The organism is Streptomyces sp. NBC_01390 (genome assembly GCF_045040105.1).
GTDB lineage: Bacteria > Actinomycetota > Actinomycetes > Streptomycetales > Streptomycetaceae > Streptomyces.
The window spans coordinates 1,828,916-1,845,015 of the sequence record NZ_CP109551.1 but is presented as its reverse complement, the minus strand read 5'-3'; the positions used below and the strand labels follow the sequence as shown (position 1 = coordinate 1,845,015).

General features: G+C 66.8%; 23 protein-coding genes. 22 read left to right on the top strand and 1 reads right to left on the bottom strand.

Annotated features, from left to right (window positions below):
* The first annotated feature begins 128 nt into the window (after positions 1-128).
* From OG241_RS08130 to OG241_RS08085, 10 genes are all read left to right on the top strand, one after another.
* Complete coding sequence (locus tag OG241_RS08130; protein ID WP_405814546.1) at positions 129-443, top strand: VRR-NUC domain-containing protein; 315 nt, start codon at positions 129-131, stop codon at positions 441-443.
* Positions 440-574: a hypothetical protein gene (locus OG241_RS08125; RefSeq protein WP_319098245.1), complete on the top strand. Its 135-nt coding sequence runs from the start codon at positions 440-442 to the stop codon at positions 572-574. The genes OG241_RS08130 and OG241_RS08125 overlap by 4 nt, the downstream gene beginning before the upstream one ends.
* A 774-nt stretch (positions 575-1,348) precedes the next feature.
* On the top strand, positions 1,349-2,557 hold the full coding sequence (locus OG241_RS08120) for a hypothetical protein (protein ID WP_405776077.1): 1,209 nt from the start codon (positions 1,349-1,351) through the stop codon (positions 2,555-2,557).
* A gap of 173 nt (positions 2,558-2,730) precedes the next feature.
* Positions 2,731-4,599: an SNF2-related protein gene (locus OG241_RS08115; RefSeq protein ID WP_405776079.1), complete on the top strand. Its 1,869-nt coding sequence runs from the start codon at positions 2,731-2,733 to the stop codon at positions 4,597-4,599.
* A gap of 620 nt (positions 4,600-5,219) precedes the next feature.
* Entirely contained in the window at positions 5,220-5,810 is a 591-nt protein-coding gene (locus OG241_RS08110) for a hypothetical protein (protein ID WP_405814545.1), read from the top strand.
* 78 nt (positions 5,811-5,888) lie between these two features.
* On the top strand, positions 5,889-6,218 hold the full coding sequence (locus tag OG241_RS08105; protein WP_405814544.1) for a glutaredoxin family protein: 330 nt from the start codon (positions 5,889-5,891) through the stop codon (positions 6,216-6,218).
* Positions 6,215-6,661 carry a hypothetical protein gene (locus OG241_RS08100; protein WP_405776085.1) on the top strand — a complete coding sequence of 149 codons (447 nt, stop codon included), beginning with the start codon at positions 6,215-6,217 and terminating at the stop codon, positions 6,659-6,661. Before OG241_RS08105 ends, OG241_RS08100 begins: the two co-directional genes overlap by 4 nt.
* The gene (locus OG241_RS08095; RefSeq protein WP_405776087.1) at positions 6,658-7,188 is read left to right on the top strand and encodes a hypothetical protein; all 531 of its coding nucleotides are present in this window, start codon (positions 6,658-6,660) and stop codon (positions 7,186-7,188) included. Before OG241_RS08100 ends, OG241_RS08095 begins: the two co-directional genes overlap by 4 nt.
* Positions 7,189-7,202: 14 nt before the next feature.
* Positions 7,203-7,805, top strand: a complete 603-nt coding sequence (locus OG241_RS08090) for a hypothetical protein (RefSeq protein WP_405776089.1) — start codon at positions 7,203-7,205, stop codon at positions 7,803-7,805.
* A gap of 57 nt (positions 7,806-7,862) precedes the next feature.
* Entirely contained in the window at positions 7,863-8,102 is a 240-nt protein-coding gene (locus OG241_RS08085; RefSeq protein WP_405814543.1) for a hypothetical protein, read from the top strand.
* Between the two features lie 269 nt (positions 8,103-8,371).
* Here OG241_RS08085 and OG241_RS08080 read toward each other — a convergent pair whose 3' ends face one another.
* On the bottom strand, positions 8,372-8,551 hold the full coding sequence (locus OG241_RS08080) for a hypothetical protein (RefSeq protein ID WP_405814542.1): 180 nt from the start codon (positions 8,549-8,551) through the stop codon (positions 8,372-8,374).
* A gap of 310 nt (positions 8,552-8,861) precedes the next feature.
* Here OG241_RS08080 and OG241_RS08075 point away from each other — a divergent pair, with 310 nt between their 5' ends.
* The 12 genes from OG241_RS08075 to OG241_RS08020 all read left to right on the top strand — a co-directional run bounded on the left by OG241_RS08075 (position 8,862) and on the right by OG241_RS08020 (position 16,056).
* A complete protein-coding gene (locus OG241_RS08075; RefSeq protein ID WP_405814541.1) occupies positions 8,862-9,005 on the top strand; it encodes a hypothetical protein in 144 nt (47 codons plus the stop codon).
* Between the two features lie 310 nt (positions 9,006-9,315).
* The gene (locus OG241_RS08070) at positions 9,316-9,657 is read left to right on the top strand and encodes a hypothetical protein (protein ID WP_319094586.1); all 342 of its coding nucleotides are present in this window, start codon (positions 9,316-9,318) and stop codon (positions 9,655-9,657) included.
* A 364-nt stretch (positions 9,658-10,021) separates the two neighbouring features.
* Positions 10,022-10,255, top strand: coding sequence for a hypothetical protein (locus OG241_RS08065; RefSeq protein ID WP_319094585.1), 234 nt, complete (start codon positions 10,022-10,024; stop codon positions 10,253-10,255).
* A 676-nt stretch (positions 10,256-10,931) separates the two neighbouring features.
* Positions 10,932-11,501: a hypothetical protein gene (locus tag OG241_RS08060; protein WP_405776097.1), complete on the top strand. Its 570-nt coding sequence runs from the start codon at positions 10,932-10,934 to the stop codon at positions 11,499-11,501.
* Positions 11,502-11,686: 185 nt separating this feature from the next.
* Positions 11,687-12,109 carry a hypothetical protein gene (locus tag OG241_RS08055; RefSeq protein WP_405814540.1) on the top strand — a complete coding sequence of 141 codons (423 nt, stop codon included), beginning with the start codon at positions 11,687-11,689 and terminating at the stop codon, positions 12,107-12,109.
* A 141-nt stretch (positions 12,110-12,250) separates the two neighbouring features.
* Positions 12,251-12,448, top strand: a complete 198-nt coding sequence (locus OG241_RS08050) for a hypothetical protein (RefSeq protein WP_405776101.1) — start codon at positions 12,251-12,253, stop codon at positions 12,446-12,448.
* 14 nt (positions 12,449-12,462) lie between these two features.
* On the top strand, positions 12,463-12,600 hold the full coding sequence (locus OG241_RS08045) for a hypothetical protein (RefSeq protein ID WP_405776103.1): 138 nt from the start codon (positions 12,463-12,465) through the stop codon (positions 12,598-12,600).
* Positions 12,601-12,829: 229 nt separating this feature from the next.
* Positions 12,830-13,426, top strand: coding sequence for a hypothetical protein (locus OG241_RS08040; protein ID WP_405814539.1), 597 nt, complete (start codon positions 12,830-12,832; stop codon positions 13,424-13,426).
* Positions 13,427-14,132: 706 nt separating this feature from the next.
* On the top strand, positions 14,133-14,465 hold the full coding sequence (locus OG241_RS08035; RefSeq protein WP_405814538.1) for a hypothetical protein: 333 nt from the start codon (positions 14,133-14,135) through the stop codon (positions 14,463-14,465).
* 267 nt (positions 14,466-14,732) lie between these two features.
* On the top strand, positions 14,733-15,146 hold the full coding sequence (locus OG241_RS08030; RefSeq protein WP_405814537.1) for a hypothetical protein: 414 nt from the start codon (positions 14,733-14,735) through the stop codon (positions 15,144-15,146).
* Positions 15,147-15,272: 126 nt separating this feature from the next.
* Positions 15,273-15,554 (top strand): hypothetical protein, encoded by a 282-nt coding sequence (locus tag OG241_RS08025; protein ID WP_319094577.1) that lies wholly within the window; start codon positions 15,273-15,275, stop codon positions 15,552-15,554.
* Positions 15,555-15,849: 295 nt separating this feature from the next.
* Positions 15,850-16,056: a hypothetical protein gene (locus tag OG241_RS08020; RefSeq protein WP_319094576.1), complete on the top strand. Its 207-nt coding sequence runs from the start codon at positions 15,850-15,852 to the stop codon at positions 16,054-16,056.
* Positions 16,057-16,100 lie beyond the last annotated feature (44 nt).

Genomic DNA, 16,100 nt, shown 5'->3' with positions numbered 1-16,100 from the left:
CGGCACGAAACACTCCACCCTCAGCGTCTCCCGAATGCACAGGCACTCCACGGGCTTCCGGCTCGTCGAGCCCGGTGAGCTGAAGGACGGTGCGCCGGCGGCTTCTTCGGACGAGAGGGCGAGAGCTGATGACGTCCCCGAGTGAGCGTGACATCGAGGGTTACCTCCTTGCCCAGTGCCGGGAACACGGTTTCCTGTGTCTGAAGTTCGTCTCGCCGGGCCGCGGGGGAGTGCCCGACCGGATCGTCGTTGCCCTGGGCCGCATTGTGTTCGTCGAGGTCAAGCGCCCTGGCGGCCGGCTGCAGAAGCGGCAACAGCTCATGCACGACAAGCTGCGTCGGCACGGGGCCGAGGTCCACGTCGTTGACGACAAGCCGGGCGTCGACGCGTTCGTCGCGCACCTTCTCAAGCCCTCATCCGACCAACAGGGAGCAGCACCATGACCCATACATACCTAGCCGCGGCCCGGCAACCGCAGTATGAGACCAAAGACTCCGGCCAGCGCGACCAGTTCTCCTCCGGGATACCGCCCGAGCCCGACACCGGCCGGCCGCGGTTCGACGTGCTCGTCTAGGAGACCGTCCCTTTCGACGAGCATCTGCTCACCCGCTGCGCTGCCCCCATGGAGGGAGGGGCGCAGAAATGCGGCTCCCGTAACTAGCAGAAGGCCGACCCCGTCGCTGAGCTGGAGCGCTTGAAGGCCAGCGTATTCGGCCATTTCATGCAGCGGCTCACCGCGAGACCGACGAGGATCGCGCTGCCGCCCTTGGGCTCAATCTCCTGGCTGTCGAGACGCCCGCGTACCGGATCGAGCAGAGGGGCAAGAACGGCGAGCCGGGGTTCTGATGCGGAACCGCAGCACGAAGGTGAACGGGCCCATGGCCCCGGCGTTCCGCCGACTCATACGGGCCGACCTGCCCACCTTCGACCAGGCGGCCAAGAGCCTCATTCTCGGGGCCGTGGACATCGGCTGCATGGGGCGGATTTCCTCCAAAGGCCACTGCACGACGCCCTTCAGTACTGCGGTCGCTCTGGACTCGCCTCGGCGAGTCCAGAGCGACCGTGCCGCGTCGGTCCCCGCAACCAGAACCGTCTCCGACACCACACCCGAGACTCCGCGGAAAGCGAAGCACGACATACCAGCACCCGCGCACCAGACAGCACCGGTTGGCGCAGCCAAGCAGCCTGACGACCCGGTGGCAGTGCTGCAACGCGTGCGAGAAGCGCTCGGGCCCGACCCGCGCGTCCACAACTTCTCCTCCCTGAGCACTCCGAACTGACCCGTCCGCTCGTCCCGGGCCAGCACTCCCGCCCGCGCCGGCCCGGCTTCCACCACCCGAGGAGACCCATGAACAGCCCGGTCCTTCAGGCGTTTCCGGCATTCCGGCTGCGCCCGCCCGCCGACTGCTCCGCATCGGCCGAAGTCGTCGACGCCAACGACATCGTCGTGGGCCAGGTCGACGCCGCCGGCGGCGCCTACCGCGGCCACGCCGGAACGGATGCCGGCCCCCAGCGCACGGACGCACTGCGAGCAGCCGAGGACGTCGCGATGTTCCGCATCGCCCTGCACGGCCCGGCCGGTGCGGAACACCTGCCGTACACCGGCGTCGCCCAGGCCCAGGCCGCGGTCGCCCTCATTCCCCTTCAGCGCCAGGAGATCGTCGACTCTTCCGCCCGCGCCTACTTCTTCTACGCCCTGCGCCAGCCGCACGTGGCCGAGATCCTCGACGGCCTGGACGCCATTGTGCGGGAGTACTTCGCCGTCGGTACTCGCGGCGGATGCCTGCGCGTGATCCGCCTCCTGGAGCAGCTCCGTGAACCCGCCCGGGCCCTGCTCGCCCAGGTCACCGGCGACGAGCGTGAATGGATGGCCTACCCCCTCGCCCGCCTACTGGCCTTCACCGAACTCGCCCTCGCCCGCCTCGGCGCCACGACGACGAAGCCCTCCGCCGACCTCGACGGCCCCTTCCCCGACCCTCACACCGCCGACCAGGCACTCGCCACCGCCTTCCGCACGTACCGCGACGTCCAGGCCGGCGTCCGCGCTCTCCCCTCCCTGCCGGCCAGCGCCGTCCGCACGCTCGGAGCTCTCGACGCAGCAGCGGCCCAGCTGCCCAGCGGTCCCTGCGCGAGGAACCGGGCCGACTGCCGCACAGCCGCCTCGGCCCTGGACGAGCTGGCCGCCGCGGCCCGCACCGTCGAAGACTCCGCCACCGCGGCCGAGGTCCGCGCCCTGGCCCAGGAGCTGTCTGCCATCGCTACCGACACCAGCGCCCGGCTGGAGTCCACGGCCCTGCTGCTCGGGGACGCCAGCCGCCACGGCAGCGTCCGCACGATCCTCACCACCCTCCACGACGCCGAGCTGGGCCCCGAGACCGACGCCGGCACCCGTTCCCTCCTCGTCGACGACAGCGAGGCCGGCCCGATCCGGCGTACGGACAGCGGCCGCTGGACCGGCCCCGGGATCACCGACCCCTATCACTCCCCCGAGGGTGCCGCGGCAGCACTCGTCAGCACCTTCCGCGACCGGCAGGCCATCGACCGCAACCGCGCCTGACGATGTCTCCGACCGCCACCTGGAGCCAACGCGCGTCACGCAGCTCGAAGCGAGGGTCGGCACGAGCTGGAGACCGAGGGCGCGCAGCAAAACAGAGAGCCGACGGGGCCCATGCCCGGCTCGCCTTCATTCAAGAGGCATTCGATGCCTGACCACTCACTCGAAGAGAAGGGATGACCAGCGACATGACTACGGCTACTGCTCCGTCCCCGATCTCGCTGATGCCGCATCAGCAGCAGATCCACGACTTCCTCGTTGACCATCCCTTCGCCGGTGCATGGCTCGACATCGGGGCCGGTAAGACGCTCACGATCCTCAGTGTCCTGCAGACGATCCGCCCGATGGGGCACATCCTCGTCATCGCGCCCGTGGCGATCGCCCGCTCCACCTGGATCGACGAGATCGAGAAGTGGGGCTTCCCCATCCGGATGAAGTCGCTCATCGTCGACGAGAACGACAGCAAGCTCTCCAAGGCCAAGCGCCTGAAGCGCTTCCAGGAGGTCGCCACCGATCCACCGACGATGTACTTCATCAACCAGGAGCTGCTGACTCAGCCGTCCCAGGAGACGAAGCTGATCACGCCGGTGCCAGGCGCAGTGCCTGCCCCGACCGTCTCACCGGAGGCGACGGCGATCCTGGGTTTTCTCCAGGCGCGGGGGCCACTGGGCAGAGACGAGCTGATCGACGACTACCGTGCTCTGGTCGCCGGCAACGCCAACAAGCGGGTCCCCGCCAAGGCCAAGATCCGCGCCTGGATTCAGGAGTTGCTCAAGTCGGCCCTGGTGACGTGGGAAGCCTATGACTGCCGAACCTGTTCCGGCGCAGGCTGCGCTCAGTGCCGCTTCGGTCTGGTCGACCAGCTGCCGGTCCAGAACATCAACGGCCAGAACACCATCATCTGGCCCTTCCAGACGGTCATCATCGATGAGTCCCAGGGTTTCAAGTCGCACGACTCGCAGCGCTTCGTGGCGCTGGCGACGGTGCGGCCGGCCATGAACCGACTCATCGAGCTGACGGGAACGCCCAGCCCTGAGGGTCTCCACGACTTGTGGAGCCAGGCCTACCTGCTCGACCTGGGCCAGGCGCTGGGCCAGAACATCACCGCGTTCCGCAACCGCTGGTTCACGCCGAAGATGGTTCCCGGCACCACGACGCCGGCAAAGTGGATCCCCACGGCGAACGCCGAGGCTGAGATCCATCAGGCCATCTCGCACTTGGTGATGAGTGCGCAGAACACGAACCTGCAGCTCCCGGCGCTCACCATCCAGGACGTCAACGTCACACTCCCGCCGGACCTGCTCCAGGCCTACAAGGACTTCAAGCGTGACCTGGTCCTGGACATCGTGCAGACCTACATCGACGACGACGGGAAGCTGACGCAGAGCGTCGAATCGATCGTCGCCGCGAACCAGGCGGTGCTCACGAGCAAGCTGATGCAGTTCGCCTCGGGCACGCTCTACACCGCGGATCCTGACGACCCGGCCACGAAAGGCCGGTACGAGGTCATCCACGAGAAGAAGATCGAGATGACCGAGTACCTGGTGCGGAACAACGGCCGCGAGCCCGTACTCATCGCCTATCACTTCAAGTCCGACAAGGAGCAGCTGCTCACGCGGCTCCGGAAGGCCGCCATCGACGCACAGGCCTTCGACGGCTCACGCGACATGGTCCGCCGGTGGAATGCCCAGCAGATCCCCGTGATGCTGCTCCACCCCGCCGCCGCCGGGCACGGCCTGAACCTGCAGCACGGCGGCTCGACACTGATCTGGTACACGCTGCCCTTCTCGCTCGAGCACTACCTGCAGACCAACGGCCGGCTCTTCCGCACGGGCCAGACGAAGCCGGTGACAATCCATCGGCTCATCGCCAAGGGCACGCAGGACGAGCGGATGCCCTCGGTGCTCGCCAGCAAGCAGCAGGTCCAGGACGACCTCATCCGGGCCGTGTCCGGGGACTTCAACGCCGAGCAGGCACTCCTCGCTGCCCTGGAAGAAGAGATCCGCGAGGATCTCAACGACCTTTGGGCCTCCGAGCGGGTCTGACCCGCACCCATCCGACGACAGCCCGGTTGTGATCCCACAGCTGGGCTGTCGCTGCGGCGACCGCTCACCGACACGCATGATCAAGAAGAGGACTCCTTCATGGAGAAGATCACCGCCCTCCGGTAGAGCAAGAACTTCGCGTCACGTTTCGAGGGTGACAGCGTGATCCCCTCGGCTTCGCGTCCTACGGGTGCTGGGCTCGGCGGTCCGGGTCGGCATAGCCGACCCGGGTGTGGGATCGATACCGGAACATGCCGGGTGCACGAACACCCGGCCTGTTCCCTTCTTGCCCATCGACGTCTCGGCAGTGGCATTTCCGAGTCCGGGTGATGCACCGAACAAGACGCGTTGCAGCCACCGGCCAGACGCGAGGGCGACGCTGATCGCCGATGCCCCGGGCAAGGCACCGATGAGGCCCCTCAGTGCACCAGCTGGGACATGCATCGGCCGCCAACCCGACACCAAGGAGGCTCGCTGATGCAGGCCTACAGCGGCACCACCCGCCAGACCTACCCCTCGTGGGAAGACCGGCTGGCGACCGTACATCGCGCGTCTGAGCCACCACCTCGCCGGCTGTCCCAGGCACATCCGCCTGACCGGCCTCTGAAAGGACCGCAATCATGCCCTTCGAGATCTATCGCCCTGACCTGGGACAGCCGCGGCGAAAGCAGGGACCAGCGAAGCTCACCGTGCTCCACAGCGAGAACGGACGCTCGCAGATCACCCTGTCCGCGGGCACGCGGGACTGGCTCCGTCCCACGCCAGGCGACGACAGTGCTCGCTGGCCGGGCAACATGCCAACGATGAAGCTCGTCGTCCTTGTGGACCGGGACGCCCGCAAGCTCATGCTGCAGCGTTGCGCCGACAACGAGACCGGTGAGCACGTCTACGAAGTCCGTGGGCTCAACTCCAGCGGAACCGCATACATCACCGGGTGGAAGTTCGACGAAGCACTCGACATCGAGACCGGCCACTACTTCTGTGAGCTGATCCCTGACATGGCCGACGGCAGCGGCGGCACCGCACGCGCCGTCACCATCTCGATGGACGCCGGCGTGCCGCCGAAGAAGAGGAGGACCTCCGCCCAGCGCACTCATGTGCAGCAGCATGCTGCCGGTTCTCCCGCTGAATCGACGACGGAAATCGACCAGCAGCGCATCGACGAGATCCACACTGTGCTCGACGAGGGCGTCACCGTCGTCGCGGCCTAGCTGCGCACCGCGCCTCCACACAGCCGCAGTCCCTCCCACACGAGCCAGAAAGGCATTCGCATGCCTCCCGTCAACAGCATGGACCTCCCGCGGACCACGCATGTTCTGCCGACGATCACGATCGACGGCCCGCACGACGGCCCGCACGACTGCCCGAACTGCGACAAAGCCATACAGATCTTCGACGGCAAAGGCATCGCCTACACGAAGGTCGACCTTGAGCCGGGCGACGAGAACCACCGCCACGTCACTGAGAAGCTCGGCTACCAGCAGACCCCGGTGATCACCGTCAAGTTGGAGGGTCAGCGGACCGTCCACTGGGGCGGGCACCGCATGGACGTGCTCATGGCCCTCGGCGGGCTCTGTGCCGAGGGCGTGGCGTCCGACCACAAAGAGGCTTCGCGATGACGGCCGCCGAACCCACCATCAGCATCGAGCTGACCGAACGCCAGCAGAGCGTCGCCCTCGACGCGTTGTACGACAAATCAGCCGAGACCGACCGGTACCTCAGCTCCTACCGGGACACCGAGAAACCCGGACCGCTCGACAGTTGCTGCGCGGCGCACCTCGCCCGCTTCGAGGAACGCAGCGCGCAGCGCGCGGACTTGCTTGAGCGCAAGCGACACGTCCGCAGCGCCATCAACATCGTCGACGGGGCTGTGCCTGCTGTCTGGGACAACGCAGTACCGCGGGCCCTCGCGGACGCCTTGCGTGACCGCGAGGACGACCGGTCCGTGCAGGCAGCCGAGTGGCTGGCCAAGCACGAGAACGACGACGAGCTCTGGAGCCTCATCGGTAGCCTGCTCGATCGGATCACGGAATTTGCAGATCCGGATGGAGGTCCGTCATGAGCATCGATGCCCGCACATCCAAATCGAGCCGACGCATGTTCCATAACACCGACCGACCCAAGCCCGGTGACTACGTCATCGTCGCCGAGCCCAGCATCGACAAGGGTCACGAGTCCTACGCGTCCCTGGCGATCGGCCGGGTGACCCGGCTCGCCGACGACGGTGAACCGCTGATCGTCTACGTCGGCAGCACCGACGATACCAAGGTGACCTTCGGCGAAGCACTGGTCATCCCGCAGGCCGTGTTCGAACAGCTCACTGGGTGCGAAGAGATCTCCCTCCCCGACGCGGAACCGGACTCCGTCCACGACTACTTCGATCGTCCACTTCGCGCCGGCGACTCGGTGCTGATCCCGGAAGGAGCGACGGTGGACCGCATCGCGGCGAGGTCACTCTCGATCACCGATGGCATCGCCGGGCGCACCGACACCATCGTCAGGATCGGCACCGACGGTCTCGTGGCCTTGCTCTCGCCCGGCGCTGGCGACTTCCCCGCGGATCTGCTGATCCGCACCAACGAACGTTGACAGACAGGCACCCCATGACCCACCTAACCGAGGCTGCCCCGCACATTCGCTCTCTGGTCGCCGTGAAGGAGCACGCCGACTCCATCGGCGCTGAGCCGTCGATGTACTTCCCTGAGCAGGACGGCAAGGCCGTCCCGGAGGAGGGCGCGTGGATCATCGTGGTCGAGGAGCCGATGACCGAGCTTCGCTCGAGGTTCCGCGTCCCCGAGCTGTCGATGTGGCGTGCCCGTCCGCACCAGCTGAACTCTGGCGCGATCACCGTCGGCCACGGCAAGCAGGCCGCCAAGGTGTACCCCAAACAGGCGGTCATCGCCACGCCCCGGGGAGACCTGCACCTGTGGCCGCACGAGTACGTCGTCGCCGACCGCCCAATGGAGCTCGCGTCGGATCCCGAAGCGACCCTCAACTCGCTCGGAGGGCAGCCAGTGCTCGACGAAGGGGAGCTGTTCTACCTCATGAGCCGCGGCATCCCACGCCACGAGGCCGTGATGCTTCTGTTCGACAGGGTGACCTCTCTCGACTTCGTCTACGTGACGTTTCCCAAGGAGGTCACTGACGTCCTCGCCGGCGCAGGGCGGAGCCTGCGCCGGCACATGACACTGAACCCCCGCGCCTAACTTCACCATCACGCGCAGCATCCAACCCACATCACGCCCTTCTAGGGGGACTGACTCATGGCCCGCACGCAGACGATCACGAAGTACCAGGTCGACCACTGGAAGAACGCGCTGGAACAGATGCTCGAAGAGGGCAATTTCAGGCAGGGCGGCCGGCCGCTGAGCCCCGCCGGCATCGCGGAGTGCAAGCAGGAGATCGCGATGCTCCGAGGCCTGAACACCCTTCGCGTGGGCCAGGTCGTCGACCTGGACACCGTGCAGCCCATCTACGAAGACCCCAACGACGCCGGAAGCTAGACCCAGGTCGGCTTCGATCCGAACAGCGACGTGTACTTCGCCTCGGAGATGTCTCTGACCGCCGTCCAGGCAGTCGGCATGTTCCAGGGCATCGGAGAAGCAGACCAGCGCTGCGCCCAGACCCTTGAAGGCTCTGACTTCCAAGCCGGCATCCGTGCCGCCCTCGCGAACCGTGAGCGCCAGGGCATCGTGTTCCTGGATCCCAACGAGGCGGCCGTCGGATCCACTGGCTGTTTCTCGCCCAGTGGCCACAGCGCTACCCGCGGGCCCTACGGCTCGGTCTCCCACGAGGTCAGCTTCACGCCGCGCGACGGCGAGGTCTTCACCTCGCACCACGGGCCGGCCAATGACGAGAAGGTCGTCGAACTGCTCGTCGCGGCGCTCGTCACCGAGTGCAGCACACCGAGGGCGACCTCCCGCGCGGACTGTGCGGCGACAAAGCCGATCATCAGCCGCACTCGTACATCAGCGGATCGCTGGATGAGTTCCGGTGCACGGCCGACCAGGAGTCCCGGCTACCGTACGCGGCCGAGATCCAGCAGAAACCACACCCCGACACGAGGGAGCAGGCTCGACCATGAGCATCCCCGTCGACACCCTCGCCATGACTGGCCGCGACTCGGTGACGGATGCCGACGCCACCCGGGAAGGCTGGATCCGGGCTATCAACCTCGCCTTTGACCAGGCTCCGCCCCCGCCGAGCTCGACCCAACAGCGGAGCGCGACGCGTACCCAACAAGATCAAGGAGCAGCGCTCTCATGACCGATCACGACTGGGACAACCCCATCACCGGCGAGCACGGCCCCGACATCACCAACGACGGTTCGTACCCCGTGCGGTGGGAGATCGACAGCGACGAAGGCGTCTCCCCGGTCCAGGCCGCTCTCGACGTCTGGCCGTAAAAGTTCCTGCGGTACAACGAGCAGCCGGACAACGGCGACGCCTGCGTCTTCACCGTCATCGAGCGGTTCACTGGCCGGAGCGTCGAGATCGACCTGAGCGACAAGCGGCACGCGCATCTACTCCCATGATCCGTCCTGGTCAGGAGACCGGTGATACGGGACGGACGGCACAGCCGCCCCGGGTGACGACATGAGACGACGAGAAGCCCTGGAGAGCTCCGTGTTCCCCAGGACTTCTGCATTCCTGCGCTCGCTACAAGCACCACGAAGCGCTGGCCGTACCCACCCACGACAGAGGAGTGACAGCACAATGCAGGACTTCACCTCCAGTGGGACCCGTAAGAACCCCAAGCCGGGCCCGGCAGATCAGAACGTCGGGTTCACCGGGCTGAGTGTCGATGATGACGACCCGGATGTTGCGACCCTCAAGAATGCGATCGCGAGGAACCTTGCCCCGATGGGCGTCACCCACGTCACCTTCGTCGAGCCCGGTGAGATCACCGATGCCCGCAAGCAGATCCGAGGGCGGGAAGACGCCTACATGCACGTGAGTGACGGCACGTTCCACGGTTGCCTGTGCGGCTACGCTCCACAGCGTGCCGCGCCGTCCGGGGCACCCGAGTGCCCCGTTTGCGTGCTTCTCGACGCCTGAACGACACAGGGGCGGCTCGGCCGTTCTCCACGCGACGCCCTGCGGTGGGCGGCGAGTTGTTCCCTCAGGTCGTTCAGGGTGCTGGTGCCGCGGGCGGAGTCCGCTCCACCGGGTTGCTCAATGGCTCGTCTCGGTGACTGCCACCGCGGTGTCTATGTCGCCAAGGGCAAGGTGAGCCTCGGTCTGGCGCGTAAGCCGGCGCACCGCTGCGGGGCGCCGCCCTGGCCAAGTCTGGGCAAAGAGCCAGTAACCGCCGGCCACCCAAAGAAGAAGCTCCCGTGTCATCGACGACGTGCTCGCGCTGGACCAAGTCGTGCCGCACGACATCCAACCCACATCACGCCCTTCGAGGAGGGACTGACGCATGGCCCGCAAGCAAAAGATCACGCAAAACCAGGTAGACCACTGGGAACTCACACTGCAGATGTTTCTGGATCAAGGCGACTTCAGGCAGGACGGTCGGCCCCTGAGCCCTGCGGGTATCGCGGAGCGCAAGGGTGAAATCGCGGAGCTGCGCGGACTGCTCACCCTTCGCGTGGGCCAGGTCGTCGATCTGGACACGGTTCAGCCGATTGACGAACACCCCAAGGAGGGTTGATCGCAACCCCGGGAGCCGATGAGGCAGGGCGCGCCGTTGGCTCGCCATCTTCCACCCCGAGAAGAAGTACGCGGTCGTCATCCAGACGATCTCCGACTGCTCGCAGGGTGACTGGCTCGACATATTTGCCGCAGTCCTCGACGGCCAAGGGACGCCGGAGTCCCGCATTGACCAGGTCCGCACGTGGGCCGTCGGCGATGTCTGGACCGTCATCCCCGACCACAGGGCCGGAGTCTCCTGCATCTGCGCCGACGACGCTGGAGCAGCGTTCGCGCGCTTCCGCGAGAACGAGGACGACGAAGAGTCTGTGCCCGAAGGGCTCGATCCGACAGCAGAGCACGACACCAGGTGGCGCGTGAGCTGGGAGATTGACGCTGAAGGAAGCACAGCTCTTGGGGCCGCTCGCCCGGTCTGGGCTGACCAGTTCGGCCGCGACGATGCCACTGACGGGGATGTCTGCGTCTTCACCGTCACCGACGCGCCCCTCTGAGGCGACGTCCCCGTTGAGAGGGTGCGCACCGGCATGGCAGTACGTGCACCGCCGGAATACCGCGGGCCACTGGTGCCCGGAAGCCACTCCACGACTTGGGCCCTGCCTCTACGGGGCCCTGCGGTCGCGCTACCCCTATAGGGCGCGGCACCCGGCCCCCCATCCCACCACCCGTCGGAGAGACTCGTGCCTGCCCCGTTCCTCGCCCCCGGCACCACCGGGCACGACCCCGCCGTCCTGCTCCCCGTCCGCATCAGCGGCTTCGACGGCGCGCTCGAAGCCCTGTGCCCGTGCGACGACAGCGTGAAAGTCCGCGACGGCAAGCTGGGCAACCACTTCCCGCCCATGTACCAGGGGCGACCGCCGACCCTCAGAGACCCGTTCCTGCCGGGCAACTCCCTGTGCCGCTACACCGGCCGCACAGTCACCCTGGCCGCCGCCCTGGCCCGCGACGAGGCACCGACACCCGAGGAACGGAAGACCGCTGCCACAGTGAGGATGAACCCCTCCGCATGGCTGGGTCTGCTCGACTGGGTGACCTTCGAGGACGTGAAGGTTGGCGACCGTATCGGCTTCACGGAGACGGAGGACAACGACGGCTACGAGCGCCGCTTCGTCCGGCACGAACGGGAAGGCATCGTGACCCGCAAGGGCGCCACCTTCGTGACCGTCGACTGCGTCCCCGACGCCCTGGGCGACAAGGCCCGACTGAAGAAGAAGGACTGGAAGAGCTTCCGCACCCGCCGCAAGTACTGACCACCCTGTCCTCGGCATCGACCCCGAGGAGACCAACCCGCGCCGCCTGCTCCTCCCCAGGAGCCGCGGGCGACGCGTGCCAACTGACCGAACCCATTGAGCCCGCTGTCGCGCCGCCCGACTACCCGGTCCTGGCAGCGGCACCAACCGGGCGGCAGCCGCCTGGTTATGGAAAGGAGCAGGACATGAAGCAGCCGGCCGACGGACCCTCCGTACCCGCACAGTTCACGCCCTCCCTGCGTGTGGAGCGGTTCGACGAGGTGGTGCAGTACGACGACGCGATGACGGCGAAGCCGCCGCAGCGGACGTACGAAAAGGTATGGCAGGGGCGGTGCGGCCCGGACTTCACCGTTGAGGACGGCGAGGACAGCGAGACCGTCCGGCCCGTCAGGCTGCGCGTCCGCTGGTTTCAGAACGGCGACGCTACGCCCCGCTGGAACAGCATTGAGGTAACCGGTCAGATGGTCCTGCCCGACGGGCGCCTGCGTCGGCTTCCCGTCCGGGAGATCTGGACGCACTACCACGCCGAGCTGGGGCAGATCCCCGACTGGTTCCTCCAGTTCGTGAGTGCCAACCCCCCGGCAACGCGGACCACCACGCAGGTCTGACACCCAGCGTGACCTGGCTCCTGCCGTCCATGTACGCAAGACACCTGGTCGTTCAAGCCGGGATCGGGATTCGAGTTCCCACAGGAGCACTCGACTCGCTCGACGTCCTGTCCTGCCCGACCACACCCAAGGAGCACGCAGTTGGCCCCCTACCGCTGTCGGCCGAACGTCAGGCTCGCCGCGCCGGTCGTCACCCTCTCCACCGTGATCGCCCGTCACCTGTGCGCCGACCTCCTCGGCCGACCGGATCCGGCCTGGCACCGCATGGCCCATCTCGTCACCGAGCAGCTCTTTCCCGGCAGCGCCCACCACACCGTGACACTGGCCCCCGGGACCTGAAGGACCTGCTGGCCGTGCTGCTGGACATCGCCATCGCCATCGACTTCTACGACCTCACGCTCTCGCCCGAGGCGTGCGGCTTCACCGAAGCCGACATCCAGGAAGCCATCGACGTTCACCACCACCACTACGGCCCGCTCCTGGACTGCTGACGGCCCCCGCGACGGGCCAATCAGTGGTGATCGACCTCAGTGACCACGATGGGTAGTTCGAAGACCCGCTTTGAAGCGCAAGCGCTGGGCCGGCACAGCCGGCTCGGGAGCCAAAGAAACACCTGCCTGCCGGTGGGGCTTGCTGGAACGACCAGCCCAGCTCCACCGGCAGTTTCGGTGCTGGCCCCAGCCAGCTGCGTACCCAACAAGATCAAGGAGCAGCGCTGTCATGACCGATCACGACTGGGACAACCCCATCACCGGCGAGTTCGTCGGCGCGCAGCCACCCGAACACCCGAATGAGGAAAGCACCGTGCCCAGTACCCCGATGCCCGAGAGGCTCATACGCACCGTCACCGACGCGTACGTGATGGCTCTCAGGCAGGAGAATCTTCAGGCAGCGCTCGGACTCATGACGCAACTGGCCAACAGGTACGGTCTGGCAGCCGTCTGGGGCCTCGCTGTCGAACTCGCCATGAACCTTCATACCCACTGCCCTTCACACCTCCGTACTGCCTTGGGCGGCGCGAACCTCTCCGCTCTCGCCCCCGCAGCGGACGACGACAAACTCACCAGCCTCGATGTCGCCTCCAGGACCAACCGCCTCATGGGGCGCGGGCAGGTCACAGCCGCCGACTTGGAGGACACCGAAGTCCAGATGCGCGTCACGGAAACCGTCCGCCACGCCGTTCAAGCGGCACTCAATGCCGCTGCTGGTCAGAGTCATTCGGCTGCTGCCGCTCAGATGGGCGCGCTGACCACGCCCCGCGAGTTGTCTGCGGCCGTGGCCCTGCTCACCAACGGGCTCCGCACCGTACTGCCGTAGGCGCACGCCGTGAGCCCCCGTGTCTACCGCAAGGGCCAGAGCCGCCCGATGCCGTTCGACTGCAAGTCCGGCGCCGGAAACCAGGAACGTGCAGCCCCTTCACCCACCGGCCCCACCCACCCGAGAACGCTGACGATCCTTCCTGAGCTTGCTCAGGAAGAAGAATCCTGCCCACCCTGGGTCTCTCAGGAGAGGCCCTGACCTACGTCGAGGCCCACGTGCAGCGTGGGAACATCGTGTTCCCGTAACGGAAATTCCATAAAATCTCCAGCAGCATACGGAAGCGCTCCGCAAGGTAATCGAGCAAGCGGAAGCCGAGCAGTGATGGTGCCTGGATTGCGAACCAGGAAACTGGCGATGGCATAGAGCTTTACGTCTGCTCATGCTAACCCTGGAGGGCGCGAAATGCATTGGGCCTACATTCAGTGGACCCCGGAAGCAGAAGGCGTCCACGAGGTCACGGTAACCGCGGATCACGCACACAAGCGGTGCGCGGAAAAATCCGAGACCACAAACGTTGTCGTTGACTGCGACGTGAAACTTCCTGAGGAGCTGCGGCACACCGTTTGGGGAGAAAGTAAGGATTCCGTTATGGCTGCGGCTCGCCGCATTGCTCTGGATATCGTTCCTTACGGAGGCCGCTACTCCACCCACTACGTAGGTGAAATCAACTAGTCCCTTAATCGATTGGAAAGGGGAAACGGGAATGCCGATTATTGCTGTAGAGGTTCAGACCCTCAAGAACATGCAGCAGAACCTTCGCGCCCACCTGAAGCGTGCAGGTATCCCGGAGTATTCCTGGAAGGAGCAGCGCGCTGGTTTCGAGGTCTGGCATGCGGAGCATCGCGAAGGCGAGACGTCGATCATCTGGCACACATTCGACCTGGATGGTGATCAGGGTGAACAGCGTAAAGGGCTGGAGTCCTGCGCCATCGTCCTTCAGGAGCATTACTGGGTGAAACTCGATATGCCCGGCATGTACACCGACGTGAACCGGCCGTCTCTGCGTGTTCTGTTCGGCTTGTCGTGGCTCAAGTAGAGGCAACCGCAGCATCTGCGCCCGCCGGCACCGCGAGAACGACACGTTCTACCGCGACAGCCGTGACACCGGGCGGTGGCCGCTCTCTACCCCGCACGACCGGTGCCGCGCCAAGTCGGAGGCCAAGTGGGAGTCGGAGCGCGCCGAGGAGAAGCGACAGGACCAATACGACACCGCCGCTAACCTCTTCGCCGACCTGCACCCGGCCAGACCGGCGCGGCGCCCGACCGCGAATTCGGCCAGGACGACGATGAGACCAACGATGAGATGCCCAACGTGCTGCTGAAGGCGTCGGAGCATCTCGACCGCCTTGCGGCTGCCGGTGAGCTGGACTCCGACCGCTGGGCCGAGCTGGTCGACGGCGCGCGCGATGTCATGGCCTACGCCTACGAGCAACCGGGCCCGGTCGTCCTGGAGAAGAAGCCCGAGTCCTGGCAGATGCCCTTTCATACCGACTCGCCGCTCACCGCTGAGCAGAGGGCGGACCTGCCCGTGCACTCCGTCGTCCGCACCACACAGCTCCGCGCCGGGCACGACTGGGAGGTCGTTGAACGGCGAATCGCCGCGCGCGGACTGGCCCGGTACGGCTTCGCCGACGCCGTGAGCGCCGGGCACGCCCTCACCCTGGCCCGCGCCGGCAGGAGGAGGGGCCGCACGCCGCATCGCCTTCCTCGCGGATGAAGTGCCCGCCATCGAGGCGCTTCGCGAGACGGACGCCTGACGGCCCGCTCGGGCGGGAGCGAGCGACCTAAGCCGCTCCCGCCGGCACTCTCCCGCCCACCACGCAACGCCCCGAACGGAGCCCCAGTGTCCTCCACCCCTGCCGTCATCGAGATGACCGCTACCGACTTGCACACGCACCCCGCCGTAGACGAGATGGCCCGCGACCTGCTGAAGGCGACGCCCGCCATGCTCGCCACCCTCATCCGTCCCAACGACTCCCCGTCGGTCTGGTTCATGGGCCTGGCCAACGAGCGGTTCCGGGAGCGCGCAGGGACGTCCGGCGGCCCGTTCCCGGGCAGCGTCGCCCGCGCCGTGATCACCTGCCTCGCCGAACTGCGCGCCGAACAGGGTCGGGCCGCCGACTGATCCCCTCCCCCGCCGCGCCTCGGCGCCCCGCAGCCGGCCCGGGGCGCGGTCTCCCAGCCACACACCGTAAGGGCACCTGTGACCAGCACCGTTGCAGTGCCCACCACCGCTGTTGTCGACCTGCTTCGCGACCACCGGGAGCTTGCTGACGAGCGGCGGAAGTCCTTCGACCCGTACCGCGACGCCGACGGCGACGTGAAGGCCGACGACCTCACCGACTACGACGACAGCCGCACCACGACCGCGATCGAGGCGCCGGACTGCCTCGACGCGGCCATGGAAACGGCTCGCCGCCGTGGTGCAGCTCCCTGGCGGCACCACGATGACCGTGCCCGGCAGTTACCAGGAACAGTTCACCGTCACCGCGGGGCGGCTGGACGACGCCGCACGGGAGGCGTCTGCCAACTGGCTCAACTGGCCGTGGTTCGGCAGGACGGCTCTCTCATCGACATCGACGGCGCACATGCTCCCGCGGCCGTGCCCGGCGCGGAAGGGCTCGTAGCCGTGAGGCCGACGAGGAGCTGTGGGAGTTCATCTGCAACTCCC

What these genes read in the sequence shown, in the direction of transcription:
- OG241_RS08130 (WP_405814546.1), top strand. Translation starts at nt 129, where the DNA reads ATGACGTCCCCGAGTGAGCGTGACATCGAGGGTTACCTCCTTGCCCAG.
- OG241_RS08125 (WP_319098245.1), top strand. Translation starts at nt 440, where the DNA reads ATGACCCATACATACCTAGCCGCGGCCCGGCAACCGCAGTATGAGACC.
- OG241_RS08120 (WP_405776077.1), top strand. Translation starts at nt 1,349, where the DNA reads ATGAACAGCCCGGTCCTTCAGGCGTTTCCGGCATTCCGGCTGCGCCCG.
- OG241_RS08115 (WP_405776079.1), top strand. Translation starts at nt 2,731, where the DNA reads ATGACCAGCGACATGACTACGGCTACTGCTCCGTCCCCGATCTCGCTG.
- OG241_RS08110 (WP_405814545.1), top strand. Translation starts at nt 5,220, where the DNA reads ATGCCCTTCGAGATCTATCGCCCTGACCTGGGACAGCCGCGGCGAAAG.
- OG241_RS08105 (WP_405814544.1), top strand. Translation starts at nt 5,889, where the DNA reads ATGGACCTCCCGCGGACCACGCATGTTCTGCCGACGATCACGATCGAC.
- OG241_RS08100 (WP_405776085.1), top strand. Translation starts at nt 6,215, where the DNA reads ATGACGGCCGCCGAACCCACCATCAGCATCGAGCTGACCGAACGCCAG.
- OG241_RS08095 (WP_405776087.1), top strand. Translation starts at nt 6,658, where the DNA reads ATGAGCATCGATGCCCGCACATCCAAATCGAGCCGACGCATGTTCCAT.
- OG241_RS08090 (WP_405776089.1), top strand. Translation starts at nt 7,203, where the DNA reads ATGACCCACCTAACCGAGGCTGCCCCGCACATTCGCTCTCTGGTCGCC.
- OG241_RS08085 (WP_405814543.1), top strand. Translation starts at nt 7,863, where the DNA reads ATGGCCCGCACGCAGACGATCACGAAGTACCAGGTCGACCACTGGAAG.
- OG241_RS08080 (WP_405814542.1), bottom strand. Translation starts at nt 8,551, where the DNA reads ATGATCGGCTTTGTCGCCGCACAGTCCGCGCGGGAGGTCGCCCTCGGT.
- OG241_RS08075 (WP_405814541.1), top strand. Translation starts at nt 8,862, where the DNA reads ATGACCGATCACGACTGGGACAACCCCATCACCGGCGAGCACGGCCCC.
- OG241_RS08070 (WP_319094586.1), top strand. Translation starts at nt 9,316, where the DNA reads ATGCAGGACTTCACCTCCAGTGGGACCCGTAAGAACCCCAAGCCGGGC.
- OG241_RS08065 (WP_319094585.1), top strand. Translation starts at nt 10,022, where the DNA reads ATGGCCCGCAAGCAAAAGATCACGCAAAACCAGGTAGACCACTGGGAA.
- OG241_RS08055 (WP_405814540.1), top strand. Translation starts at nt 11,687, where the DNA reads ATGAAGCAGCCGGCCGACGGACCCTCCGTACCCGCACAGTTCACGCCC.
- OG241_RS08040 (WP_405814539.1), top strand. Translation starts at nt 12,830, where the DNA reads ATGACCGATCACGACTGGGACAACCCCATCACCGGCGAGTTCGTCGGC.
- OG241_RS08035 (WP_405814538.1), top strand. Translation starts at nt 14,133, where the DNA reads ATGCCGATTATTGCTGTAGAGGTTCAGACCCTCAAGAACATGCAGCAG.
- OG241_RS08030 (WP_405814537.1), top strand. Translation starts at nt 14,733, where the DNA reads ATGCCCAACGTGCTGCTGAAGGCGTCGGAGCATCTCGACCGCCTTGCG.